Source organism: Mesorhizobium sp. CNPSo 4670 (assembly GCF_057784235.1).
In genome coordinates this window covers 174,792-197,238 of the sequence record NZ_JBWJFQ010000008.1, presented here as the reverse complement: position 1 = coordinate 197,238, position 22,447 = coordinate 174,792, and the positions used below count along the sequence as shown (strand labels likewise).

At 64.2% G+C, this 22,447-nt stretch carries 21 protein-coding genes and 1 pseudogene; 11 read left to right on the top strand and 11 right to left on the bottom strand.

From position 1 onward, the window contains the following. Positions 1–39 precede the first annotated feature (39 nt). Positions 40–1,620: an ABC transporter permease gene (locus tag AC0ZT5_RS16040; protein ID WP_488497265.1), complete on the top strand. Its 1,581-nt coding sequence runs from the start codon at positions 40–42 to the stop codon at positions 1,618–1,620. After that, the gene (locus tag AC0ZT5_RS16035) at positions 1,617–2,699 is read left to right on the top strand and encodes an ABC transporter ATP-binding protein (protein ID WP_184876237.1); all 1,083 of its coding nucleotides are present in this window, start codon (positions 1,617–1,619) and stop codon (positions 2,697–2,699) included. Before AC0ZT5_RS16040 ends, AC0ZT5_RS16035 begins: the two co-directional genes overlap by 4 nt. Positions 2,700–2,747: 48 nt before the next feature. Here the strand turns inward: AC0ZT5_RS16035 and AC0ZT5_RS16030 are convergent, their stop codons facing one another. The 5 genes from AC0ZT5_RS16030 to AC0ZT5_RS16010 all read right to left on the bottom strand — a co-directional run bounded on the left by AC0ZT5_RS16030 (position 2,748) and on the right by AC0ZT5_RS16010 (position 8,051). Further along, positions 2,748–3,557 carry a phosphodiesterase gene (locus AC0ZT5_RS16030; protein ID WP_488497214.1) on the bottom strand — a complete coding sequence of 270 codons (810 nt, stop codon included), beginning with the start codon at positions 3,555–3,557 and terminating at the stop codon, positions 2,748–2,750. Between the two features lie 62 nt (positions 3,558–3,619). Next, positions 3,620–4,720 carry a sn-glycerol-3-phosphate import ATP-binding protein UgpC gene (locus AC0ZT5_RS16025; protein WP_488497213.1) on the bottom strand — a complete coding sequence of 367 codons (1,101 nt, stop codon included), beginning with the start codon at positions 4,718–4,720 and terminating at the stop codon, positions 3,620–3,622. 14 nt (positions 4,721–4,734) lie between these two features. Further along, positions 4,735–5,649, bottom strand: a complete 915-nt coding sequence (locus tag AC0ZT5_RS16020; protein WP_095084868.1) for an ABC transporter permease subunit — start codon at positions 5,647–5,649, stop codon at positions 4,735–4,737. A gap of 7 nt (positions 5,650–5,656) precedes the next feature. Beyond that, positions 5,657–6,541: a carbohydrate ABC transporter permease gene (locus AC0ZT5_RS16015; RefSeq protein ID WP_095084869.1), complete on the bottom strand. Its 885-nt coding sequence runs from the start codon at positions 6,539–6,541 to the stop codon at positions 5,657–5,659. Positions 6,542–6,698: 157 nt separating this feature from the next. Further along, positions 6,699–8,051, bottom strand: coding sequence for an extracellular solute-binding protein (locus tag AC0ZT5_RS16010; protein ID WP_488497212.1), 1,353 nt, complete (start codon positions 8,049–8,051; stop codon positions 6,699–6,701). 244 nt (positions 8,052–8,295) lie between these two features. On the opposite strand from AC0ZT5_RS16010, the gene AC0ZT5_RS16005 reads away from it, so the two are divergent. Next, positions 8,296–9,336, top strand: coding sequence for an endonuclease/exonuclease/phosphatase family protein (locus AC0ZT5_RS16005; protein WP_488497211.1), 1,041 nt, complete (start codon positions 8,296–8,298; stop codon positions 9,334–9,336). Positions 9,337–9,567: 231 nt separating this feature from the next. Continuing rightward, a pseudogene (locus AC0ZT5_RS16000) lies at positions 9,568–10,242 on the top strand (MHYT domain-containing protein); the annotation flags it as partial. Positions 10,243–10,436: 194 nt separating this feature from the next. Here AC0ZT5_RS16000 and tlpA read toward each other — a convergent pair. Continuing rightward, positions 10,437–11,123, bottom strand: a complete 687-nt coding sequence (gene tlpA / locus AC0ZT5_RS15995; protein ID WP_488497210.1) for a thiol:disulfide interchange protein TlpA — start codon at positions 11,121–11,123, stop codon at positions 10,437–10,439. A 35-nt stretch (positions 11,124–11,158) separates the two neighbouring features. On the opposite strand from tlpA, the gene argH reads away from it, so the two are divergent. The 3 genes from argH (at position 11,159) to lysA (ending at position 14,196) form a co-directional block, all read left to right on the top strand. After that, complete coding sequence (gene argH, locus AC0ZT5_RS15990; protein ID WP_488497209.1) at positions 11,159–12,559, top strand: argininosuccinate lyase; 1,401 nt, start codon at positions 11,159–11,161, stop codon at positions 12,557–12,559. Between the two features lie 93 nt (positions 12,560–12,652). After that, a complete protein-coding gene (locus AC0ZT5_RS15985; RefSeq protein WP_488497208.1) occupies positions 12,653–12,859 on the top strand; it encodes a lipoprotein in 207 nt (68 codons plus the stop codon). Between the two features lie 68 nt (positions 12,860–12,927). Next, positions 12,928–14,196, top strand: coding sequence for a diaminopimelate decarboxylase (gene lysA, locus AC0ZT5_RS15980; protein WP_488497207.1), 1,269 nt, complete (start codon positions 12,928–12,930; stop codon positions 14,194–14,196). A gap of 33 nt (positions 14,197–14,229) precedes the next feature. Here the strand turns inward: lysA and AC0ZT5_RS15975 are convergent, their stop codons facing one another. Further along, positions 14,230–14,532, bottom strand: coding sequence for an ArsR/SmtB family transcription factor (locus AC0ZT5_RS15975; RefSeq protein ID WP_488497206.1), 303 nt, complete (start codon positions 14,530–14,532; stop codon positions 14,230–14,232). 50 nt (positions 14,533–14,582) lie between these two features. Between AC0ZT5_RS15975 and AC0ZT5_RS15970 the strand changes: the two genes are divergently transcribed. The 3 genes from AC0ZT5_RS15970 (at position 14,583) to AC0ZT5_RS15960 (ending at position 18,654) form a co-directional block, all read left to right on the top strand. Beyond that, positions 14,583–15,524, top strand: a complete 942-nt coding sequence (locus AC0ZT5_RS15970; RefSeq protein ID WP_488497205.1) for a threonine/serine dehydratase — start codon at positions 14,583–14,585, stop codon at positions 15,522–15,524. A 114-nt stretch (positions 15,525–15,638) separates the two neighbouring features. After that, on the top strand, positions 15,639–18,227 hold the full coding sequence (locus AC0ZT5_RS15965) for a TIGR02302 family protein (protein WP_488497204.1): 2,589 nt from the start codon (positions 15,639–15,641) through the stop codon (positions 18,225–18,227). Between the two features lie 55 nt (positions 18,228–18,282). Beyond that, on the top strand, positions 18,283–18,654 hold the full coding sequence (locus AC0ZT5_RS15960) for a glyoxalase superfamily protein (protein WP_488497203.1): 372 nt from the start codon (positions 18,283–18,285) through the stop codon (positions 18,652–18,654). Between the two features lie 55 nt (positions 18,655–18,709). On the opposite strand, the gene AC0ZT5_RS15955 is transcribed toward AC0ZT5_RS15960, so the two are convergent. Further along, on the bottom strand, positions 18,710–19,573 hold the full coding sequence (locus tag AC0ZT5_RS15955) for a LysR family transcriptional regulator (RefSeq protein WP_478353894.1): 864 nt from the start codon (positions 19,571–19,573) through the stop codon (positions 18,710–18,712). Between the two features lie 201 nt (positions 19,574–19,774). On the opposite strand from AC0ZT5_RS15955, the gene AC0ZT5_RS15950 reads away from it, so the two are divergent. After that, positions 19,775–20,722, top strand: a complete 948-nt coding sequence (locus tag AC0ZT5_RS15950) for a DMT family transporter (protein ID WP_488497202.1) — start codon at positions 19,775–19,777, stop codon at positions 20,720–20,722. Here AC0ZT5_RS15950 and AC0ZT5_RS15945 read toward each other — a convergent pair whose 3' ends face one another. From AC0ZT5_RS15945 to AC0ZT5_RS15935, 3 genes are all read right to left on the bottom strand, one after another. Next, a complete protein-coding gene (locus AC0ZT5_RS15945) occupies positions 20,723–21,094 on the bottom strand; it encodes a response regulator (RefSeq protein WP_477228458.1) in 372 nt (123 codons plus the stop codon). Between the two features lie 75 nt (positions 21,095–21,169). After that, positions 21,170–21,712: a hypoxanthine phosphoribosyltransferase gene (gene hpt, locus AC0ZT5_RS15940; RefSeq protein ID WP_184876202.1), complete on the bottom strand. Its 543-nt coding sequence runs from the start codon at positions 21,710–21,712 to the stop codon at positions 21,170–21,172. Between the two features lie 23 nt (positions 21,713–21,735). Beyond that, positions 21,736–22,380, bottom strand: a complete 645-nt coding sequence (locus AC0ZT5_RS15935; RefSeq protein WP_488497201.1) for a hypothetical protein — start codon at positions 22,378–22,380, stop codon at positions 21,736–21,738. Between the last annotated feature and the right edge of the window lie 67 nt (positions 22,381–22,447).

Genomic DNA, 22,447 nt, shown 5'->3' with positions numbered 1-22,447 from the left:
CTGCTGCCGCTGGACGGCACCGGCACGGCGTCTGACCTGATGCAGTCTGCGGTCGATCTCGCGCGCTCGGGCCTGCCTGCGGGCACAGGCCGCAGAGCTAGGCGACGCGCGGCACCCTGGCTGGTCATCGCCGCCATCTTCGTTTCGCTGCTGGCGCTGCTGCCGCTCGCCTTCATCATCTGGATCGCGGTGCAGACCGGTTGGGAAACAGTCTCGGCTCTGGTCTTCCGGCCGCGTGTCGGCGAGCTTCTGGTCAACACGGTCCTGCTGGTTTTGCTGGCCGTGCCGATCACCGTCGTGCTGTCGGTGGCGCTGGCCTGGCTGACCGAGCGCAGCGACCTGCCTGGCGCCCGGCTCTGGGCCTGGCTGTGCGTGGCGCCGCTCGCCATCCCGGCTTTCGTGCACAGCTACGCATGGATCACCATGGTGCCCAGGCTGCACGGCCTGTGGGCCGGCGTGCTGGTTTCCGTCATCGCCTATTTCCCGTTCCTCTATCTGCCGGTGTCGGCGGCGTTGCGCCGTCTCGATCCCGCCCTCGAGGACGCCGCGGCGGCACTCGGCCTTGGCCCGTGGCGCGTATTCTGGCGCGTCGTGCTGCCGCAACTCAGGCTCGCCATCTGCGGCGGCTCGCTGCTGGTCGGGCTGCATCTGCTGGCCGAGTACGGCCTCTATGTCTTCATCCGCTTCGACACCTTCACCACCGCGATCGTCGACCAGTTCCAGTCGACCTTCAACGGACCGGCGGCCAACATGCTGGCCGGCGTGCTGGTGAGCTGCTGTTTCGTGCTTCTGGGCCTCGAAGTGCTGGTGCGCGGCGAGGAGCGTTATGCGCGCGTCGGCTCCGGCGCCGCACGACACCAGCAGCGCGCGCCGCTCGGACGCGCCACAATCCCGTGCCTGGCCGTGCTTGTCGCAACCACGCTGCTGGCGCTTGGCGTGCCTTTCGTCACCATCGGCGGCTGGCTGGCCGCCGGCGGCACCGCCGTCTGGCGCTTCGACGAGATCGGCCTGGCGCTCGGCCAGACGCTGTTCCTGGCGCTCGCCGGCGCATTGCTCGCCACCGTCGCCGCCATGCCGATGGCCTGGATATCGATCCGCGCGCCCGGGCCATTGCAGCGCCTGCTCGAGGGCTGCAACTACATCGTCGGCTCGTTGCCCGGGGTCGTCATCGCGCTGGCGCTGGTCACCATAACCGTGCGCATCGCCATGCCCCTCTACCAGACCTTGTTCACCATCCTGGTGGCCTACGCGCTGATGTTCCTGCCGCGCGCACTGGTCAGCCTGCGCGCGTCGATCGCGCAGGCGCCGGTCGAACTCGAGCGCGCTGCTTCCAGTCTCGGCCGGCCGCCGCTGCAGGCGCTGTGGTCGACGACGATCCGCCTGTCGGCGCCAGGTGCCGCGGCCGGCATGGCGCTGGTGGCGCTCGGCATCATGAACGAACTGACCGCCACCCAGATGCTGGCTCCGAACGGCACCCGCACGCTGGCGATGGCGTTCTGGTCCTACAGCGGCGAGATTGATTACGCCTCGGCGGCCCCTTACGCCTTCATCATGGTGGCGATGTCGCTCCCCTTGACCTGGCTGCTCTATGTCCAGTCGAAACGGATGGCCGGACGATGAGCTTTCTCGAAATCAGCGGCCTGCACAAGCATTACGGCCCGGTGGCGGCACTTGCCGGCGTCGATCTGAGCGTCGTCAGCGGCAGCCGCACGGCGATCGTCGGCCCATCCGGTTGCGGCAAGACGACCTTGCTGCGGCTGATCGCCGGCTTCGAGGCGCCGGACCAGGGCCGCATCACGCTCGACGGCGAGGTGCTGGCTAAGGACGGCAGCGCGGTGCCGGCGCATCGTCGAGGCATCGGCGTGGTGGCGCAGGACGGCGCCCTGTTCCCGCATCTGACCATTGGCGACAATATCGGCTTCGGCATGGGTCGCGGCGAGGACAAGCGCGCCGAGCGCATCGTCGAACTCGCCTACATTGTCGGGCTCGACAAGGCGATCCTCAAACGCCGCCCGCATCAACTCTCCGGTGGCCAGCAGCAGCGCGTGGCGCTGGCCCGCGCGATGGCGATGAAGCCGCGGCTGATGCTTCTCGACGAGCCGTTCTCAGCCCTGGATACCGGCCTGCGCGCCTCCATGCGCAAGGCCGTGGCCGAACTCCTGGAGGCAGCCGGCATCACCACCATCCTGGTGACACACGACCAGGCCGAGGCGCTTTCCTTCGCCAGCCAGGTGGCGGTAATGCGCGACGGCAAGTTCTCGCAGGTCGGTACGCCGCGCGAGCTCTATCTCAAGCCGAAGGACAGGATGATCGCCGAGTTCCTCGGCGACGCCATCATCCTGCCGGCAAAGATATCAGGCGGCTTCGCCTATTCTCCGCTCGGCCGCATCGCCGTCGATACACCGGACAGCCGCGATGTCGTCCGCATCATGCTGCGGCCAGAGCAGATTGCCTTGAAGCGCACATCGCGCGAAGGCATGTCGGGCACCCCTGACATGCTGTTCGGCGAAGTGACGGAATCCGAATTCGCCGGCTCGATGTGCACGGTCGCGGTGCGGCTTCTGAACAGCGCCGATCCGCCCGACGCCGCCGCGATCGGCAACACGCCGCTGATCCTGCGCAAATCGGGCATGGACGCGCCAACGGTCGGCGAGATCGTCCGGCTGACCGTATCGGGAACGGCGCACGTGTTCGCCTGAAAGGTCGAAGGCTTAGCGACGCTGCGCCTCGACGCAGCGTAAGCGGACTCACGCCGTGATGCGTTCGCCGGTTTCGCCGGAATAGATCGGCCATTGTTCAAGAAAATCGCAGCCATGCACGACCACGCGCCCGTTGGCGCTGTCGACGAGGATGACCGCGTAGGAGGGTGGCGCCTGCTCGACGATCTCGCTCGATCTGTCGAGGGCGAGCTCGAACCTTGCATGCAGGCCGCGCTGCGCCGAGAACGGAATGCCGGCGACCGTGCCGGCAATGTCGCGATGGACGTGACCGAAGAATATGTGGCGGACGTTGCCGTGGCGCCGTAGCAGGCCGAGGAAGCGTTCGGGCTGCTCGAGCGCCAGCGGATCGAGCTGCGGCAGGCCGAGCGCGACCGGCGGATGGTGCATGAAGACATAGGCAGGCCTGCCTGCGGTCTCTTCGAGCCGGGCGTCGAGCCAGGCAAGCCGCCTTTCGCACAATTCGCCTTCGATGCGTCCTTCCGCCAGGCAGTCGAGGAACAGAAGCACCTCGTCGGCCATCTGATGCGCCGACTGCACGAAACCGTTCTCATCGACCGGAACTTCAGGAAATGCCGCGGCAAGATTGGCCCGCCGGTCATGGTTGCCCGGCAGCAGTCGCCAGGGCACCGACAGCGCGTTCAGGGTTGTCCTGAGATCGGCATAGCTCTCGGGCGCTCCGGTCTCGGTCAGGTCGCCAGTGAAGACGCAAAGCGCCGCGTCGGCGTGATTTGCGTTGATGTGCGCGATGCATGAAGCCAATCGCTGATGCAGGTCCACGCCATAGCGGCGCTCGCCCTGCCGGCCAAGATGGACATCGGTGACCTGGATTATTTTCATCGTACAACCGTCTTGCCAGTGCCGGCTGCCCCATCTTCGGCGACAGCGACTGCCTTCAGAAATCAGAGTGCCGGCTCCGGCACCGAGGCCTTGAAGACCTCGAGACGGGTTCCCGTCTCCGACGAGAAGAAATGCAAGTCATCCGGCGAAAACCGCAGACCGACAGTGCTGCCTGGTTCGGGGTGGACGGCCTCCGAAGTCATGACGGAGAACGACGCGCCGTCGAGATCGACATAGATGACCCGTCCAGCGCCCAGCTCCTCGACGAGGTCGACGGTGGCGTCGAGCGCGCCAGCGGTGCCGGGCGCCACCAGACGGACGGCCTCCGGCCGGATGCCGACGGCCACCTGCGTGCCGACAGCCAGACCGGCGCGTTGAACGGCAAGGCGCCGGCTGCCGCCGAGCAGCGAAAGCCCGTCGAGCTCGACCGTGCCTTCGAGCATGTTCATCGCCGGCGCACCGACGAAGGTGGCGACGAAACGGCTGGCCGGACGGCTGTAGACCTCACCGGGCGTGCCGACCTGTTCGACACGTCCGCCATTCATCACCACCAGCCGGTCGGCCAGTGTCATCGCCTCGACCTGGTCATGCGTGACGAACACGGAGGTGGCGTTCAAGCGGCGATGCAATTTGCGGATCTCCGAGCGCATCTGGACGCGCAGTTTGGCGTCGAGGTTGGACAGCGGCTCGTCGAACAGGAACACCTTGGGTTCGCGGATCATCGCGCGGCCCATGGCAACGCGCTGCCTCTGGCCTCCGGAAAGCGCCATCGGCTTGCGGTCGAGCAGATGTTCGAGCTCCAGCGTACGGGCAACCGCCTGGATGCGCTGCGTACGCTCGGCGGCTGGAACACCCGCGACCTTGAGCGAATAGCCGATGTTCTGCGCCACGCTCATATGCGGATAGAGCGCATAGTTCTGGAACACCATGGCGCAGCCGCGCTCGCGCGGTTCCAGCTTGTTGACGACGGTGCCGTCGATCGCGATCGTGCCGCCGGAGATATCTTCCAGTCCGGCGATCATGCGAAGCAATGTGGACTTGCCGCAGCCGGACGGCCCGAGGATGACGACGAACTCGCCCGACGCGATGTCGAGGTCGACGCCGTGCACGACCTGCGACTTGGCGTAGCTCTTCTTGACGTCGCGAATGGTGATGGAGGCCATTGGCCGTCTCCTTGTTACTTTTCGGTGGCGATCAGGCCGCGCACGAACCAGCGCTGCATGGCGACCACGACTATCAGCGGCGGTAGCATGACGATAAGCGTTCCGGCCATGGCGATGTTCCATTCCGGGATGCCACCGACATTGGGGATAAGCTGCTTCAACTCGGTGACCGCTGTCGCATGCGACTGGTCGGTGGTGATGAGCAGCGGCCACAGATACTGGTTCCATGCCCACAGGAACATGATGGTTCCAAGCGCGGCCATGTTGTTGCGCGACAGCGGCAGCAGGATGTCGATGAAAAAGCGCAGGGCACCGGCGCCGTCCATGCGCGCGGCCTCGGTCAGCTCATCGGGAACCGTCAGGAAGAACTGCCGGTAGAGGAAGGTGCCGGTTGCCGTCGCGATCAGCGGCAGGATAAGTCCGGAATAGGAATTGAGCAGCCCGAGGCTGAGCGAGACCTGCACGCCCGAGACTTTCTCGATGAGCCAGCTCAGACCAGTCAAATCCAGGATGGTCTGATAGGGCGACAGAACGTTGGCGACCACTGCGTAGGTCGGCACGATGCGCACTTCCAGCGGCAGCATCAGCGTGACGAAGATCAGCCAGAAGATGAAGGTGCGGCCGGGGTAGCGGAAATAGACGATCGAAAAGGCGGTGAGCGCCGAGATCATCACTTTGCCCGCCGCGACGCCGGCAGCCATGATGAAACTGTTCAGAAGCTTGGGGCCAAGGTCGGCGGTCGTCCAGGCCGTCTTGATGTTGAGCCAGAAGTCGCTGCCCGGCAGCAGCGACATCGGCACGTCGTTGACATCCTTGAGATTATGCGACGCGGCAATGGTGACGACCACGAACGGCGCGATGCAAAGCACGAAGCCGACGAACAGGATCACATGTGTGAAGAAATTGAGGAAAGGGGTGCGCTCTACCATATCAGCCTCATCTGTAGTGCACACGCCGCTCGATGAAGCGGAACTGGAAAATGGTCAGCACGATGATGAGCAGCATCAGGATGATGCTCTGCGCGGCGGCACCCGAGTAATCGAGCCCTTTGAAGCCGTCGGAATAGATCTTGTAGACCATCAGGTTGGTGGCGTTGGCCGGGCCGCCGGAGGTCATGATGTCGACGATGCCAAAGGAATCCTGGAAGCTTTCGGTGATGTTGATGACCAGCAGGAAGAAGATCGTCGGCGTGATCAAGGGGAACTGGATGTCCCGGAAACGCCTCATGACGCCCGAGCCGTCCATCGCCGCCGCCTCGATCAGCGAACGCGGGATGGCTTGAAACGCGGCGAGGAAGAAGATGAAATTATAGCCGACATATTTCCAGGAGAAGGCGATGATGATCGAGGCCATGGCGTCGGCGCCATCAAGGCCAGGGTCCCAGAAGCCGGGCCAGACCTGGTTGACGACGGCCATGAAGCCTGCTTCCGGCGCGAGGATGAATCGGAACGCCATTGCCAGCGCCGGAGCGGCGATGCCATAGGGCCAGATCAGAACCACGCGATAGAAGCGCGAGCCGGCAAGCTGCCGGTCGGTCAGCGCCGCGAGCACCAGCGCGATGAACATCGCAAGCCCGGTGCTGATCCCGGCAAAGACCAGGCTGGCGGTGATCGAGTTCCAGTAATCGGCGTTGGACAGGATCGAGCGGAAATTGTCGAGCCCGACCCAGATGTTGCCGCCGCCCCAGGGCTGCTGCAGCGTCAGCGACCAGTAGACCGCCTGACCGGCCGGCCAGTAGAAGAACGTGAAGATCAAGAGGAGCTGCGGCACCGCGAAAAGGATGCCGATCGTCCAACTGCTGAAGGTAACGCGTTTTTCCATCGGTCCGCCGACGCCGCTTTACAGCTAGCTTAGAGCAAGGGAGACTAGTCTACGAAATGGCCGCCCGTCGACCCAAGCATGATCCCGAAAGTGGAGACCGGTTTTCGGAAAAGATCATGCTTGGACAAAACCGCAGGGCGGCCACGTAGATCCGAGATCAGGGCAGGGTCTTGCCCGGATAGGTCTGCTGGAAGCGGTCAAGGATGGCATCGCCATTCTTGACCAGCGTGTCGAGGCCTTCCTGGACGCTGACCTTGTTGGCGAAGATCGCCTGCATCTGCGTGCCGAACTCGGCGCGGATCTGGGTGAAATTGCCCAGACGGATACCGCGGGTGATTTCGGTCGGCTCGGACGCGGTCAGGCTGGCGATCGCGGTTTCACGGCCCTTGAAGGGCGCCTTGTCGTAGAAGCCATTCGACTTCATGTAGTCGAAGCCCGACTTGGTCACCGGGATGTAGCCGGTGTTGGTCGACCAGAACAGCGCGGTCTTGGGATCGTGGATGAAATTGAGGAACGCGGCCGCGCCCTTGTATTCCGCGTCCGACTTGCCTGAGAGCACCCACAGCGAAGCGCCGCCGACCAGCGAATTCTTGCGCTCTGTGCCGGCGTAGGCCGGCAGTTCGGCGACATCCCAGTTCATGCCTTGTTTCTGGGTCTTGCCGACGGTGCCGTGGTCGCCGACCGAGGTCATGATGACCTGGCAGGTGCCCGAGGCGAAAGCCTGGACCATGTCTTGGCCAAGGTCCTTCGACTTGATCTTGATCAGGCCGGCGTCATACCACTTCTTGAGGTCGGTGACGTACTGGACGAACTTGGTCTTGTTGACTTCCAGGCGGGCGTCGAGGCCGTCATAGCCGTTGTTCTTGGTGGCGATCGGCTGGTTGTGGATGGCCGAGAACTGCTCCATCAACTGCCAGCTTTCATTGGCCGAGATGTTGATCGCCATCGGGCATTCGTAGCCGGCGTCCTTCATCGCCTGCAGGTCGGCGCCGACATCTTCCCAGGTCTTCGGCGCCTCGGTCTTGCCGATCTTGGCGAAGGCGTCCTTGTTCCAGTACATCAGCGCCGTCGAGGAATTGAACGGGAACGACAGCATCTCGCCCTTCGACGTCGCGTAGTAGCGCGCGATACCGGGGAAATAGTCGGCGTAATCGATCTTGTAGCCGTTTTCTTCCATCAGCTTGTCGGCCGGCTTGTAGGCGCCCGACAGCATCATCGTCGCGGTGCCGACGTCATAGACCTGGACGATGGCGGGCTGTTTGCCGGCGCGGAAGGCGGCGATGGTGTTCTGCAGCGTGGCGTCGTAATTGCCCTGGCTGGTGCAGACGACTTCATAGTCGGACTGCGAGGCGTTGAAGTTCTTGCAAAGCGTGTCTACGACACGTGCGAGGTCGCCCGAAAGGCCGAACCAGAAATCGAACTTGGTGGGCGCGGCAGCCGCTGGCAGCGCCATCGAAACGCTGATTGCGCCGGCGGCAAGAGCCGCCAGGCCATTTTTGATCATCGACATGAATCTCATTCCCTGTTGAGTGGCTCGTTTCAAGGATCGTTGCGCAGGTCCCGGGCCGTCTCATAGAGAAAGTATGTGACAGTTCTGCTGTGCCTTTTCAGGCCTGTGGACAGCCAATCTCTCCTCCCTCGACGGCTTGCACCGGCATGAAATGAAACCGTCATATCGGCGCCCTAGGTACCTAGGGCGTCGAAAACTGGCGTAAAGGCCCGCATCGTTAACCGGCTAAAAATGGATAGACGAAATGCTTGTCTCGCAGCTGACACATGTGCCGATCGCCGACCGCGAGGCGATGCGCAAGGGGCCGCGTGATAGCGCCACCCATCTGCGCCTCGCTGCAGCCATTCCCGCGCTCGGTCAGATCGAGATCGGCGGCAGGGCCTCATGCGAAAGCGCCAGCGAGACGCTCACCGTCGTGGCCTGGAACGTCGAGCGGCTCCGCCACGGCGACGCCATCGCGGCCACGCTTATCGGCCAGTCTCCCGACGTCGTGCTGCTATCCGAGGTCGACGAAGGCATGGCGCGCTCCGGCAACGGCCATCCACTGCGCGCGCTTGCCGACCGGCTCGGCCATGCTTTCGCCTATGGCGTCGAGTTCGTCGAGCTCGGTGCCGGCAACGCGGTGGAACGGTCGGCGGCCGGCGGCGCATCCAATGCCGAAGGTTTTCATGGCAATGCGGTCGCCAGCGCCGTCCCGCTGCTTCGTCCTTTCCTGGTGCGTCTCGACGCCGCCGGCGGCTGGTTTCGGCCGGAGCGCGGCCAGCCGCGCATCGGCGGACGCATGGCGATCGGTGGTCAGGTGCAGATCGGCAACCGCAGGGTAACGGTGGTCTCGGTGCATCTCGAAAACCGTACCGATCCCGCCGGCCGCGCCGTCCAGACCCGCCATCTCCTCGATGCCATCGACAAATATGATCCACAGGCACCGGTGCTGCTGGGCGGCGACTTCAACACGCTGACGGCCAGCCATGAGGACCGCCACGTCGATCTCCAGGCCTGGGCGGCCCGCATCGCCGCCGAGCCCAACCGGCTGATCGATGTCGAGCCGCACGAACCGCTGTTCGCGATCCTCGCCGGACGCGGGTACGACTGGAAGGCCGCCAACAGGCTCGACCTGCCTACCCAACGACGCGAGGCCGGCGATCCCACTCCCATCGGCCACATCGACTGGTTCTTCACACGCGGCCTCGTCGCGAGCGCTCCCGCCATTCTTCCGGCCGTGCTGCCGGATGGCCGACCGAGTTCCGATCACGAGGCACTCGTTGTGACGGTTCGCATCACGTGACGGGCCAGAGCTTTTAAGAATCGTGGGCTCAATCTGCGACCGGTTGGCCGGCCTCTGAAGCATCCGGCCCATTGAAACCGCATCCACCCGGACGACGGCCTGATTTCCCGCAGCCGCCCTGCCCTTGAAAGGCACGCCAGAGTTGCAGGCCCGCTTAATCGATCCTTCAACCGCCAAGGGCTAGTCAATCATATTGCCTTGTTTTATTTCCGATAAATCAGGTGAAATAAGATGCTGACGGTCTACAATTGTATCGTCAACGAACACGATTTGAGACTGGTCGCACTCGCCGCGCTGATCTGCGGGATATCTTCTTTTTCTGCCGTCAACCTGCTTCACCGTGTCGGCAGGTCGACAGATCGAAACCGGCTTGCCTGGCTGATGATCGCGGCGACGTCGACCGGCTTCGGTATCTGGGCAACGCATTTCATCGCCATGCTTGCGTTCACGCCGGGAATACCAAACGCATACAATCCGGAACTCTCGGTGCTCTCGCTTGCCGCCGCCGTTGTCCTGACAGCCGCCGGCATGTGGGTCGCCACGCTGCGCAACGGGCTCGACCACTATCTCGTCGGCGGCGCCATTCTGGGCGGTGGCATTGCCACCATGCACTACATCGGCATGGCGGCATTCGAGGTGCAGGGCCGGATAGAATGGAACCCGCTGCTTGTGGCGGCTTCCCTGCTGGCGGGGATGACGCTTGCCGCGCTGGCGCTTGTTGTTGTCCTGTGTCGCCCATCGCTGTCTGCGACACTGGGCGGAGCAGTGGTGCTGACGCTGGCGATCTGCACCTTGCATTTCATCGCAATGGGCGCGGTGTCGATCGTTCCGGATTCCTCGATCGAGATCTCGCAATACACGATCGCGCCCACTTCGCAGGCCTTTGCCGTGGGTGTCGAGACGCTCGGCGAGCTGAAATTCCTGGATGCCGAAGCCTGCGAGATCGGCCAGGGTTACTATATCGGCAGGCCTGGCCTCATCGAGGAGTTCGGCGAGCTGACCGGTGTCGACGCAGCCACGGTCAGCAACGACGCCGTCGGCCAGCGCAACAGAAGCGTCCTGGCCTTCGCACCCGCGCCTGCACTGAGTGTGGACAGAGCCTAGCTTTCGGGCTGGAGCGCGGCCTCGACCAGTCGCTTTGCGTCCGGCCCCGACCATTCGGCAGGGCCGTTCATATGAGCGATCAGGCAGCCTTCACCGTCGATCAGCATAGTGGCGGGAAGGCCGAGCGCCAGGCCGCGCGTCTTGAGATCGTTGAACACGGCCATCGTCGAATCCCGGTAGTAGCCGAGCGTCTCGACGCCTGTCTCGCTGAGGAACTTCTTCGGCTTCACATCGTCGCCGGCATCGACATTGACGGCGACCACCTGAAAGGCGTCGCTGCCCTTTTCCTTCTGCAGCGCATCGAGCGCCGGCATTTCGGCACGGCACGGCGCGCACCATGTCGCCCACAGATTGAGCAGCACCGTCTTGCCGGCAAGGTCGGCGAGCGTCATCGGCTTGCCGTCCGGCCCATTGAAGGCAAGGCTCTTCAACGATTGCGGCGGATCGGCCGGCAACAATGCCGCGACCTCGCCGGTGGCCGCTGCCGCCACCTTCTTGGCGCGCTCGCCCTTGGCGGCGCAGGCGACATCGTTCTTGCTGTCGCCGACAGCCACCTGGTGCTCGGCGTTGTTGCCAGACCGGCTCTCGCTGACATATACCGCGACCGCGCCGGCCAGCGCGCCCGCCACCAACGCGGCGAGGATCAGGCGCGGGGCCGGGAAGAATCTATTACCGTCTGCCATTTTCTCAAAACTGCTCCGAAGCACGGGTTATAGCCATGAGCGACAAGAAGACCAGCAACCAGATGTGGGGCGGACGTTTTGCCTCGGGTCCGGCCGCGATCATGGAAGCGATCAACGCGTCGATCTCGTTCGACCGCAAGCTCTATGCGCAAGACATCCGAGGTTCGATCGCCCATAGCGAGATGCTGGCGCAAACGGGCATTATTTCGGCGGCCGATCAAGAAAAAATCGCTCACGGGCTGAACACGGTTCAGAAAGAGATCGAGGCCGGCACATTCGAGTTCTCGACCCGGCTGGAAGACATTCACATGAATATCGAGGCTCGCCTCGCCGACCTGATCGGACCGGCGGCCGGCCGCCTGCACACCGCCCGCTCGCGCAATGACCAGGTCGCCGTCGACCTGAGGCTGTGGGTCAAGGACGAGTGCCTCCGCGTCGCCGGGGCGTTGAAAGGGCTGATCGAGGCGCTTCTGGCACGCGCCGAGGAGCATGCGGCGACGGTGATGCCGGGCTTCACCCATATGCAGGCGGCGCAGCCGGTGACCTTCGGCCATCACTGCATGGCCTATGTCGAGATGTTTGCGCGTGACCTTTCGCGGGTTCGCGACGCGATCGAACGGATGGACGAGAGCCCGCTCGGTGCCGCGGCCCTTGCCGGCACCAGCTTCCCGATCGACCGCCACAGAACCGCCAAGGCACTCGGCTTCCGCGAGCCGATGCGCAATTCGCTGGACAGCGTTTCGGATCGCGATTTCGCGCTTGAGTTCCTCGCCTTGGCGGCAATCTGCGCCACGCATTTGTCGCGGCTGGCAGAGGAGATCATCATCTGGTCGACGCCGCAATTCGGCTTCGTCAGGCTGTCGGACAGCTTTTCCACCGGCTCGTCGATCATGCCGCAGAAGAAGAACCCCGACGCCGCTGAATTGGTGCGCGGCAAGACCGGCCGCGTTACCGGCCATCTGGTCGGCCTGCTAACGGTGATGAAGGGCATGCCGCTGACCTATGGCAAGGACATGCAGGAAGACAAGGAATCGGTGTTCGATGCCGCCGAGACGCTCGACCTGATGCTGGCGGCGATGACCGGCATGGTCTCGGACATGACAATCAACGCAGCGGCGATGAAAAAGGCGGCCGGCTCGGGCTACGCGACCGCCACCGATCTTGCGGACTGGCTGGTGCGCACGCTCGGATTGCCGTTCCGCGAGGCGCATCATGTCACCGGCCGGGCGGTGGCGCTGGCCGAAGACAAGAAAGTGGGGCTGGAGAAGCTTTCCCTGGAAGACCTGCAGGCGATCAATCCGGGTATCACGGCGGATATTTTTTCGGTGCTGGCGGTGCAGAACTCGGTGAAGAGCCGCACCAGTTTCGGCGGCACCGCACCGTCGGAAGTTAGAAGGCAGATCCGCGGCTGGAAAAAGCGCATCGCCAAGGCATGATCCGGGATATTGCGACCAGCAATATCCGGGGTGCAATGCTCTGAGAACTCGGCTAAAAGCGGCGGCTGGAAAAAGTTTCGGACGGATGGATCGATGACCGGAAGCAGGATTTTGGTGACGCTGACGCTGCTGGTGGCGATTGCGGCCGTCTCGGCCTGCGGCAGGAGGGGCGCCCTCGACTCGCCCTATGAGGCAGCCGTCCAAGCGCGCAAGGATGCTTCAAAGGCGCACCAGCCCGTGCCGCCGGAGCCGGAAAAACCGGTCATGGACAAGAAGTTCTTCCTCGACCCGCTGATCTAGGCCGATGACACCCGGGTTGTTCGTTTAAAACCCGGTCTCATCGTGCTCCAACTTCCGGAACCACTCTCGTGAACCATTTCGACTACCGCGACGGCGTGCTGCATGCCGAGGACGTGGCGATCCCCGATATCGCTGCACAGGTCGGCACCCCATTCTACTGCTATTCGACGGCCACCTTGACCAGGCACTACCGGGTGTTTGCCCAGGCCTTTGCCGGGCTCGACGCGCTGGTCTGCTATGCCATGAAGGCCAATTCCAACCAGGCGGTGCTGCGAACGCTGGCCAGGCTCGGCGCCGGTGCCGACGTGGTGTCGGAAGGCGAATTGCGGCGGGCGTTGGCGGCCGGCATCCCGGCAAGCAAGATCCTGTTTTCGGGCGTCGGCAAGACCGCGCGCGAACTGGACTTTGCCCTCGCCGCCGGCATCCTTTGCTTCAACGTCGAATCCGAGCCGGAACTGGAGCTGTTGTCGGCCCGTGCCGCCGCCCTTGGCAAGGTGGCGCCGATCTCGCTGCGCATCAATCCGGATGTCGACGCCAAGACCCACAAGAAGATTTCCACCGGCAAGGCCGAGAACAAGTTCGGCATTCCGTGGCAGCGGGCGCGTCAGGTCTATGCCCGTGCTGCACAGCTGCCGGGGGTCAAGGTCACCGGCATCGACACCCATATCGGCAGCCAGATCACCGAGCTGCAGCCCTTCGACGACGCCTTCGCCCTGCTTGTCGATCTGGTCGGCGCGCTGCGCGCCGACGGCCATGCCATCGAGCATATCGATCTCGGCGGCGGCCTCGGCATCCCCTACCGTATCGACAACAACCCGCCGCCCTTGCCCGACGCCTATGCCCAGATCGTCAGGAAGCATGTCACCAAGCTGGGGCTCAAGGTGATGTTCGAGCCCGGCCGGCTGATCGTCGGCAATGCCGGCATCCTCGTCTCCGAAGTGATCTTCGTGAAGGAAGGCGACGCCAAGAATTTCCTCGTCGTCGACGCCGCCATGAACGACCTGATCCGGCCGACGCTCTACGATGCCTTCCACGACATAAGGCCGGTGGTGCAGCCGCCGGCCGACACGCCGCGCATGATGGTCGATGTCGTTGGCCCGGTCTGCGAGACCGGCGATTATCTCGGCCTCGACCGTGACCTGCCCAGGCTGAAGGCTGGCGACCTGATTGCCGTTTCCACCGCCGGCGCCTATGGCGCGGTCCAGGCCGGCACCTACAACACGCGCCTGCTGGTGCCCGAGGTGCTGGTCGACGGCGACCGTTTCCACATCGTGCGCCCGCGCCTGACCTATGACGACCTGATCGGGCTGGATTCGGTACCCGACTGGCTAAGGTAGACGCTGCCCGGTGTCGAAGCCCGGACGGCGGCGCTACAGCCGATTCTGGATGAGCGCCCTGGTGGCGGCGATCCTGTCCTCGTCGCGGCGGTAGAACGTCCACTGCTTGATGCGCTTGGCGCGCAGCAGGCCGGCCTGGGTGAGCACGCGCATGTGCTCGCTGAGCGTCGCCTGCGTGATGCCGAGCTTCTCGGCGATCAGCAGGGCGCAAACGCCGTCGTCGACCAGATCGCCATCGGCTTGGCGCGGGAAATGCGCGCACGGATCCTTCAGCCAGTCGAGAATCTGCAGCCTGCGTTCGTTGGCGATCGCCTTGAAGACGTCAACCTCTTGCATTTAGCCATTTTGCCAAGTTACTAATTGCTGTCAATCCCGAGGAGACGTCGATGAGCAACGGCAACACCGTCACACGCGAACGCATTGCCGCGATGGAACCGCGCATCCGGCCCTATGTGCGGCACACACCGGTGCTGCGCGTCGACATGGCCGACTTCGACCGCCCGCCGCTGACCGTCGACCTGAAGCTCGAATGCCTGCAGCATTCCGGCTCGTTCAAGGCGCGCGGCGCCTTTACCAACCTGCTGGAGCGAACGGTTCCCAAGGCCGGCGTCGTCGCCGCGTCGGGCGGCAACCATGGTGCTGCGGTCGCCTACGCCGCCATGCGGCTCGGCCACAAGGCGACCATCTTCGTTCCCGAGGTGAGCCCGCCGGCCAAACTTGAGCGGATCCGCAGCTACGGCGCTGAACTCATCGTCGGCGGCGCCCGCTACGCCGAGGCGCTGGCCGCCAGCGAACGCTTCGCCGAGGAAACCGGCGCCTTGCAGATCCATGCCTTCAACCAGGAGGAGACGCTGGTCGGCCAAGGCACGCTCGGGCTGGAAATCGAGAGCGATTTGCCTGAGATCGACACGCTGCTGGTCGCCGTCGGCGGCGGTGGCCTGATTGGCGGCATCGCCGCCTGGTTCGCCGGCCGCATCCGCATCATCGCCATCGAGCCGGAGGGGGCGCCAACGCTTTACCGCGCTTTCGAGGCCGGCCGCCCCGTCGACGCGCCGGCCGAGGGCATCGCCGCCGATTCGCTGGCGCCCAAGCGCGTCGGCGAAATGATGTTCCCGATCGCCGAGGCCTTTGTCGAACGCTCGATCCTGGTTAGCGACGACGACATCGTCGCTGCCCAGAAGGCGCTGTGGAACCGGGTGCGCATCATCTCGGAACCGGGCGGTGCGGCCGCCTTCGCGGCCCTGCTGTCCGGACGGTACGAGCCTGCGCCCGGCGAAAGGGTCGCCGTACTGGTCTGCGGTGCCAACGCGAACCCCACCACGTTCTGACAGCGACGGGTCCGGCAGCTTCACGTTTTCTCAAACTGCCTCGCCTTTGCCGTGTTTGCTGGTATTCTTCGAGTCGTGAGGATCGGGCTATCCTGCCCGCCCATGGAAGGGCCGATGACGCAACGACCCACCTTCAGCAGCCATCGCGGCCTGGCCCGGCGCCTTGCCTTGAGCCGGATGGCGACGCGGGTCTCGATGATGGTCGAGCGTGGCTGGCCGTTGCTGCTTCCGCTCGTCATCGTCGCCAGCCTGTTCCTCAGCGTCTCCTGGCTCGGCATCTTCTCGCGCCTGCCGGACGTGGCGCGCATCGGCCTGGTCGCCGCATTCGGTGTGGCGGCGCTTGCGGCACTCTATCCGCTGCGTTTCTTCCGCTTGCCGGGCGCCGCCGAAATCGACCGCCGGATCGAAGCGGCCAATCAATTGCTGCACAGCCCGGTGCTGGTGCAGACCGATCGGCCGAGCGGCAGGGAAAGCAGCTTCTCGCAGGCACTGTGGCGCGAACACCAGAAGCGCATGGCCGGAAAGCTCGACAGCCTTGGCGCCGACCTGCCGCGAACGCGCGTGCCGGAGCACGACCGCTGGGGTCTGCGCGCGGTGGCCGCACTTTTGCTGGTGACCGCCTTTGCCTTCTCCTTCGGACCGAGCGGCGGCAGGATTGTCGACGGATTCAGCGCCCATGGCGTCCACGATGCCATACCACCGCGCATCGACGCCTGGGTGACGCCGCCGGCCTATACCGGCAAGCCGCCGATCTTCCTGACCGCCGACGTCAACCAGGCGACGCCGACCTTCATCATTCCCGAAGGCAGCGACGTCTCGCTGCGCGTCACCGGCGGCTCGGGCGGGGAAACGCTCGCCTATGCCGACAAGAACGGCAATTCCCGCGCCATCGACCCCGCCGGCCCGCAGGCCCCCTCGGCCAAGCCGGCGGCAAACCCGGCAACGCCATCCAAGGTCCGGCAGTTCACCGGCAAGCTCACCGGCGACGGCACCCTGACGCTGACGTCGGGCGAGGACCAGCTCGGCCGCTGGGCCTTCTCGGTCATGCCGGATAAGCCGCCGCAGATCCGCTTCGTCGGCGAGCCGAAGCGTGCCGCCAACGGCGCCTTCGAGCTCAACTACCAGATCGACGACGACTATGGCGCCGCCAATGCCAAGGCGGTTTTCGCGCTCGCCGATCCGCAGGCGCCCAATGCACATCCGCTCTATGGTCCGCCTGAAATGCCGCTGTCACTGCCGCGTCGCGGCGGCAAGTCGAATGCCGCCCGGACGACGAAGGACCTGACCGAACATGTCTGGGCCGGCAGCAGCATCAAGCTGACGCTGGTCGCCACCGACGATGCCGGGCACACGGCGTCGAGCGAAACCAAGACGCTGGTTATGCCGCAGCGGCCTTTCGCCAATCCGCTGGCGCGCGCGGTGATCGAGCAGCGCCGCCTGCTGGCGCTCGACGCCAACATCAAGTCGCGCGTGCTCGACCTGATGGACGCGATCACGCTGCGGCCAGAGGACACGTTCGACAACATGTCCCACTACCTTGCCATCATGAGCGCCCGCAGCCGGCTGAAGATGGCCGTCAATGACGACCAGCTGCGCAGCGAGGTGTCCTATCTCTGGGAAATCGCGCTCGGCATCGAGGAAGGCAATCTCTCGGCCGCGGAAAAGCGGCTGCGCCAGGCGCAGCAGGCCCTGCAGGACGCCATCAAGAACGGCGCCAGCGATGCGGAGGTCGAAAAGGCGATGAAGGAACTGCGCGAGGCGATGAACCAGTTCCTGCAGGAATTCGCTGAACGCGCCAAGCAGAATCCCAACGCACCGCAGATGCAGCAGAACGGCCAGGAACTGCGCCAGAGCGATATAGATCGCATGATGGACCAGATCGAGAACCTGGCGAAGTCGGGCGATCGCGACAAGGCGCAGCAATTGCTATCGCAACTGCAGGACATGATGAACAACCTCCAGGCCGGCCGTCAGCAGCAAGGCGGTCAGCAGGACAGCGAGATGCGCCAGCAGATGGACAAGCTCGGCGAGATCCTGCGGCGCCAGCAGGAGATGATGAACGACACCTTCCGCATGGACCAGATGCAGCGCGGCGAGCGCCAGCGCGGGCAGAACCGCGAAGAGCAACTCGGCCAGGACGGTGAGCAAGGTCAGTCGGGCGAAAACGGCAAGCCCGGCGAGGATGGCCAGCAGAAGCCGATGACGCCGCAGGAATTCGCCGATGCGCTGAAGCAGCTGCAGCAGGGCCAGGGCCAGCTGAAAAGCGACCTCGAGCAGCTGAAGAAGGGGCTCGAAGGCATGGGCATGGAGCCCAATGAGGGATTTGGCGAGGCCGGCAAATCCATGGGCAATGCCGAACAGGCGCTCGGCGAAGGCGATGGCGATCAGGCGGTCGGCCACCAGGGCCGGGCGCTGGAAGCGCTGCGCAAGGGCGCCAAGGACATGATGAAGCAGATGCAGGCCATGCAGGGCGATCAAGGCGGCAGCGAGGAAGGTGGCCGCCAGCAGAACGCCGACCGTGACCCGCTGGGCCGGCCACGTGCCAGCCAGGGCCCTGATTTCGGCGATTCGGTGAAAGTGCCCGACGAGATCGACGTGCAGCGCGCCCGCCAGATTCTGGAAGCGATCCGCAAGCGGCTCGGCAACGCGCTCAGCCCCGACATCGAACGCAGCTATCTGGAACGCCTGCTCGAGCTGAAATAGGGATCGCCGCCCCGCTTCCAACCTCACCCGAAGACACTCGAACGGTTGCAACACCATGCCGAAACTTGGCGCCGTCACGCCCATCCTGCGCATCTTCGACATTGCCAAGGCGCGTGAATTCTATGTCGGCTTCCTGGGCTTCGAGGTGCAATGGGAGCATCGTTTCGACGACAGCGCGCCGCTCTACATGGCGGTCGGCCGCGACGGCTGCGTGCTGCATCTGAGCGAACATCACGGCGACGGCGCGCCCGGCATTGCCGTGCGCATCAAGGTCGAGGACATCGCCGCACTTCATCGCGAACTGATCGGCAAAAACTACCGCTTCGCCAGGCCGGGCCTGGAGGAGACGCCTTGGAAATCCCGCGAAATATCGGTTGCCGATCCGTTCGGCAACCGCCTACATTTCTACGAGGAAGTGGCCGCCTGAGTCTTTGTTTTGTGCATGTCGTTATCCCAACACCGCTGCACATGGACGACAGGCACTAAATCTGCCTGTTGACGAACGCCTCGCGGATTGCCTCTTGCATGCCGTCGATCGCCTCGCCGGAGGCATTCGGGTTGCGGTGCATCACCACATTCGAGGAATCGATGTCGCCGAACCCGTCCGCCGACGTCAGTTCGCGACAGCCGGCCGGAATGTTGCTGCGTGAGATCGGCGCGATCGCCAGCCCGGAGGTGACGGCGAGCTTCAAGCCGCCAGTGGTGTCGCTGGTATAGGCGACGCGGTAGGCAAGACCGCGCTGCTCCAGTGATTTGACGGCAAAATCCTTGCACCAGCCGGCCCGATTGTAGAGCGCGATCGGCACCGGCCGCTCCTCATGCATGTGGTGCAGCGTTGATGTCACCCATACGGTCGGATCGTGCATCAGCACTTCCCCGCCGGACGGATCCTGCCATTCGAAGACCACGCACAGATCGAGTTCGCCGGCGGCGAGCGCTGCCATCTGCGCCCCCGAATGCGCATAGCGCACGGTGACCTCGACCTGTGTGTGTCGCTTCGAAAAAGCCCCGAGCGCGCGCGACAGGATCGCGTGGCCATACTCCTCCGGAATGCCGATGCGCACCGGCCCTCCAAGCGGCGCCGCCGCCATCGACGCCGCCGTCTCGTCGAGCAGCGAAACGATGCGGCGAGCATTGACGATGAGTTCGCCGCCGCGCCGCGTCAACACGACCCCGCGCGAGCCGCGCTCGAACAGGCTGTCGCCGATCAGGTCCTCGAGCTTCTTCATCTGCATCGACACCGCCGACTGGGTGCGGCCGGCCTGCTCTGCCGCCCTGGTGAAATTGCCGGCTTCGGCAATAGCCACGAAGGTGCGCAGGAGGTCGCTGTCGAGGGTCGGTCGCATGAAATCCGCCATAAGCAAATTTGATCGCTGATATCATTCCAATTCGTTTGCAACATGTCAAACGCCGAACGATAGTCGCTTCACCCATTGGATATGCGGCTGCCAAAATCGGCCGCGGACCAATTCGAAGAGTCCTCACTCATGCCCGCTGCCCGAAACGGTGGCGGGTTCTTTTTCGCTTGCAGGGAGCCCCGAAGGCACATGCAGAACCGGATGGTGCTTGGCATCCTGAGCCTGTGCCTTGGCGTGCTGGTCTTCTCGCTGCAGGACCCGCTCGTCAAAGCCGTGTCGAGCGGCTATCCGGTGACCGAGGTGATGGCGATCCGCTCGATCGTCGCCTTGCCGATCCTGATTGTTCTCGTCCATGTCGATGTCGGCTTGCCGGCGATCCTGTCGAGGCGATTCGGCATGCTGACGATGCGCGCCTTCATCCAGTTCACCTCCTATACGGTGTACTATCTGGCTATCGCCGCACTGCCGCTGGCCGACGCCGTGGCGCTCTATTTCATGGCGCCGCTGTTCATCATGGTGCTGGCCGGGCCTTATCTTGGCGAGCGCGTCTCCTGGCAGACGCTGGCGACCGTGCTGATCGGGCTGTTCGGCGTCCTCGTGATGCTGCGCCCGGGTGCCGGTCTGTTCGACTGGGCGGCGCTGCTGTCGCTGGGCTCGGCGGCGCTCTACGGTTTTTCGCAGCTGATGGCCCGCAAGATCGGCGATACCGAATCGTCCACCGTCATGGCCTTCTATCAGAACGGCGCCTATCTGGTCGGCGCCGCCGTGGTTGCCGGCGCGTTTCACCGCGCCGGCATCACCCACGCCGTCCACCCGAGCCTCGAATTCCTGGTGCGGCCCTGGCTCTCGCCGACACTGCCTGATTTTCTCAAGATGGCGGCCTGCGGTTTCGTCGCCTCCGCCGGCATGATCCTGCTGTCGCAGGCCTACCGGATGGCACCGGCCAACCGCGTTGCCACCTTCGAATACACCGGCATCCTGTGGTCGCCGCTGTGGGGTTTCCTGTTCTTCGCCGAGGTGCCACGGTCGACGACCGTGATCGGCGCGGCGCTCATCATCGGCGCCGGCCTGCTGGCGCTCAACCTCGAACGCCGCAAGGGCGCTCTGCCCGTGCTCGCTGCAGCCGATCCAGCCTGATCAGGCGAAGCAGATCAGCGCCCGTTCGACGCGAGAGCGGATTTCGGCAAGCGTAAACGGCTTCTGCACGACATCGAGGATAACGCCGTTCAGTTCCTCGGCGCGCTCGCGCTGGTCGGCATAGCCCGTCATCAGCATGATCTTCATCGACGGGAAGAGGGCCGCCGCCGCAATCGCCATCTCGATGCCGTCCATCTCCGGCATGCGGATGTCGGAGACGACGAGATCATAGCCGCCATTGGCTGCTCGGATCAGCGAAAGGCCTTGCGCGCCGTCCGCGGCGATATCGATTGTGTGTCCGGCGCGTTCAAGCGCGCGGGCGGCCAGGGTGCGAACGGACTCATCGTCCTCGACGATTAGAAGCTTTGCCATGGCAGGCATATTTGGCTGCGAAAAGTTGACTTTTTCTGAAGGCGCCGGAGGCCAACAAGCCTTTTTGGACGTCGCTTACACGTCGCCTTTGACGACACCGACAAACGGCAATTCGCGAAAGGCATGCGCAACGTCCATGCCGTAGCCGACGACGAAATAGTCGGGACAGTCGAAGCCGACATAGTCGGCGTTGAGTGAGGTCTGGCGGCGCATGCGCTTGTCGAGCAGCACGGCGATGGCGCAGCTCTTGGCGCCGCGCGACAGCATCAGGTCGCGGGTGAAGCTCAGCGTCTTGCCCGATTCGAGAATGTCGTCGATCAACAGCACGTCGCGGCCGGCGACCTCATTGTCGATGTCGCGCAGCACCCTCACCTCGCCACTGGTCGTGCCGGCGCCATAACTGGAAATGAAGATGAATTCGACCTCCGGCGACAGGCCGACATCATGCATGGCGCGGATCAGGTCGGCGGCGAAGATGAACGAGCCCTTCAGTACCGAAATCACCAGCAGATCATGGTAGTCGTGGCCGGCGATCTCCTTGGCGAGCTCTAAATTGCGCCTTGCGATCGCTGATGCCGAAAACAGGACCTCGATGTCCTTGCCGCGTACGATTGGCATTGGTGGTCTTCCCCGGTGATCGCCTATTGGGCGAAAGTGACCAAAACGGTTCTTACGCCGTTCTTAGGCACGTCGAGCCGGCTGGCAAAGCCGAATCTTTCGCCTGACGCCAGCGCCCGACCGGATGTCCCCAACGTATAGCGCGTCGTGCGCCCGTCATTGCCGGTCACCCGGATTTCGAGCGGCGGCAGCGGTGCCGGTTTCGCTCCGTCATTGCCGGCCTCGCCATCGACGAACAGCACCGGATTCGGCCCGGAGGTGTCGACGCGTGAGGTGACGCCTGAAATGCTCAGCGCCGACGCCTGCGCGCTGGACAGGAACGGCGCCTGGCGCACCAGCGCATGCCCTCCGGAGACCCAGAAGGCGGCCAAGGCGGCGCCAATGCCGGCGATCCAGAAGATCGGCCCGCCGCGTGAAGCCGGTGGCCGCTCCGCCGGGGCCTCGGGCTTGCGCAGCATGTCCATTCCCTCGATGGGCGGCGTGACGATCGCGCGCGGCAGCGGCGAAACGCTTTCCGAGGCCGGGACAAGGCGCGGCATCACCACATAGTCGGCATCGACGATGTCGGACGTTGGAGCGCGCATGAACCGGTCCGTTGCGGCAATTGCCGCCGGATCGGTCATGATTTCGCCGGAAACCGGGCGCGCGGTTCTATCGTCAGCCATCATGGCCCCAGCATTGCAGCAGGTGTTCGCTTTTCGTTTCTTTTGCGTAAACACAAATGGTTAACGCTTC

Excerpts from the sequence above, each read along its gene's own strand:
- AC0ZT5_RS16040 (WP_488497265.1), top strand. The coding sequence starts at position 40 with ATGCAGTCTGCGGTCGATCTCGCGCGCTCGGGCCTGCCTGCGGGCACA.
- AC0ZT5_RS16035 (WP_184876237.1), top strand. The coding sequence starts at position 1,617 with ATGAGCTTTCTCGAAATCAGCGGCCTGCACAAGCATTACGGCCCGGTG.
- AC0ZT5_RS16030 (WP_488497214.1), bottom strand. The coding sequence starts at position 3,557 with ATGAAAATAATCCAGGTCACCGATGTCCATCTTGGCCGGCAGGGCGAG.
- AC0ZT5_RS16025 (WP_488497213.1), bottom strand. The coding sequence starts at position 4,720 with ATGGCCTCCATCACCATTCGCGACGTCAAGAAGAGCTACGCCAAGTCG.
- AC0ZT5_RS16020 (WP_095084868.1), bottom strand. The coding sequence starts at position 5,649 with ATGGTAGAGCGCACCCCTTTCCTCAATTTCTTCACACATGTGATCCTG.
- AC0ZT5_RS16015 (WP_095084869.1), bottom strand. The coding sequence starts at position 6,541 with ATGGAAAAACGCGTTACCTTCAGCAGTTGGACGATCGGCATCCTTTTC.
- AC0ZT5_RS16010 (WP_488497212.1), bottom strand. The coding sequence starts at position 8,051 with ATGTCGATGATCAAAAATGGCCTGGCGGCTCTTGCCGCCGGCGCAATC.
- AC0ZT5_RS16005 (WP_488497211.1), top strand. The coding sequence starts at position 8,296 with ATGCTTGTCTCGCAGCTGACACATGTGCCGATCGCCGACCGCGAGGCG.
- tlpA (WP_488497210.1), bottom strand. The coding sequence starts at position 11,123 with ATGGCAGACGGTAATAGATTCTTCCCGGCCCCGCGCCTGATCCTCGCC.
- argH (WP_488497209.1), top strand. The coding sequence starts at position 11,159 with ATGAGCGACAAGAAGACCAGCAACCAGATGTGGGGCGGACGTTTTGCC.
- AC0ZT5_RS15985 (WP_488497208.1), top strand. The coding sequence starts at position 12,653 with ATGACCGGAAGCAGGATTTTGGTGACGCTGACGCTGCTGGTGGCGATT.
- AC0ZT5_RS15975 (WP_488497206.1), bottom strand. The coding sequence starts at position 14,532 with ATGCAAGAGGTTGACGTCTTCAAGGCGATCGCCAACGAACGCAGGCTG.
- AC0ZT5_RS15970 (WP_488497205.1), top strand. The coding sequence starts at position 14,583 with ATGAGCAACGGCAACACCGTCACACGCGAACGCATTGCCGCGATGGAA.
- AC0ZT5_RS15965 (WP_488497204.1), top strand. The coding sequence starts at position 15,639 with ATGACGCAACGACCCACCTTCAGCAGCCATCGCGGCCTGGCCCGGCGC.
- AC0ZT5_RS15960 (WP_488497203.1), top strand. The coding sequence starts at position 18,283 with ATGCCGAAACTTGGCGCCGTCACGCCCATCCTGCGCATCTTCGACATT.
- AC0ZT5_RS15955 (WP_478353894.1), bottom strand. The coding sequence starts at position 19,573 with ATGCGACCGACCCTCGACAGCGACCTCCTGCGCACCTTCGTGGCTATT.
- AC0ZT5_RS15950 (WP_488497202.1), top strand. The coding sequence starts at position 19,775 with ATGCAGAACCGGATGGTGCTTGGCATCCTGAGCCTGTGCCTTGGCGTG.
- AC0ZT5_RS15945 (WP_477228458.1), bottom strand. The coding sequence starts at position 21,094 with ATGGCAAAGCTTCTAATCGTCGAGGACGATGAGTCCGTTCGCACCCTG.
- hpt (WP_184876202.1), bottom strand. The coding sequence starts at position 21,712 with ATGCCAATCGTACGCGGCAAGGACATCGAGGTCCTGTTTTCGGCATCA.
- AC0ZT5_RS15935 (WP_488497201.1), bottom strand. The coding sequence starts at position 22,380 with ATGATGGCTGACGATAGAACCGCGCGCCCGGTTTCCGGCGAAATCATG.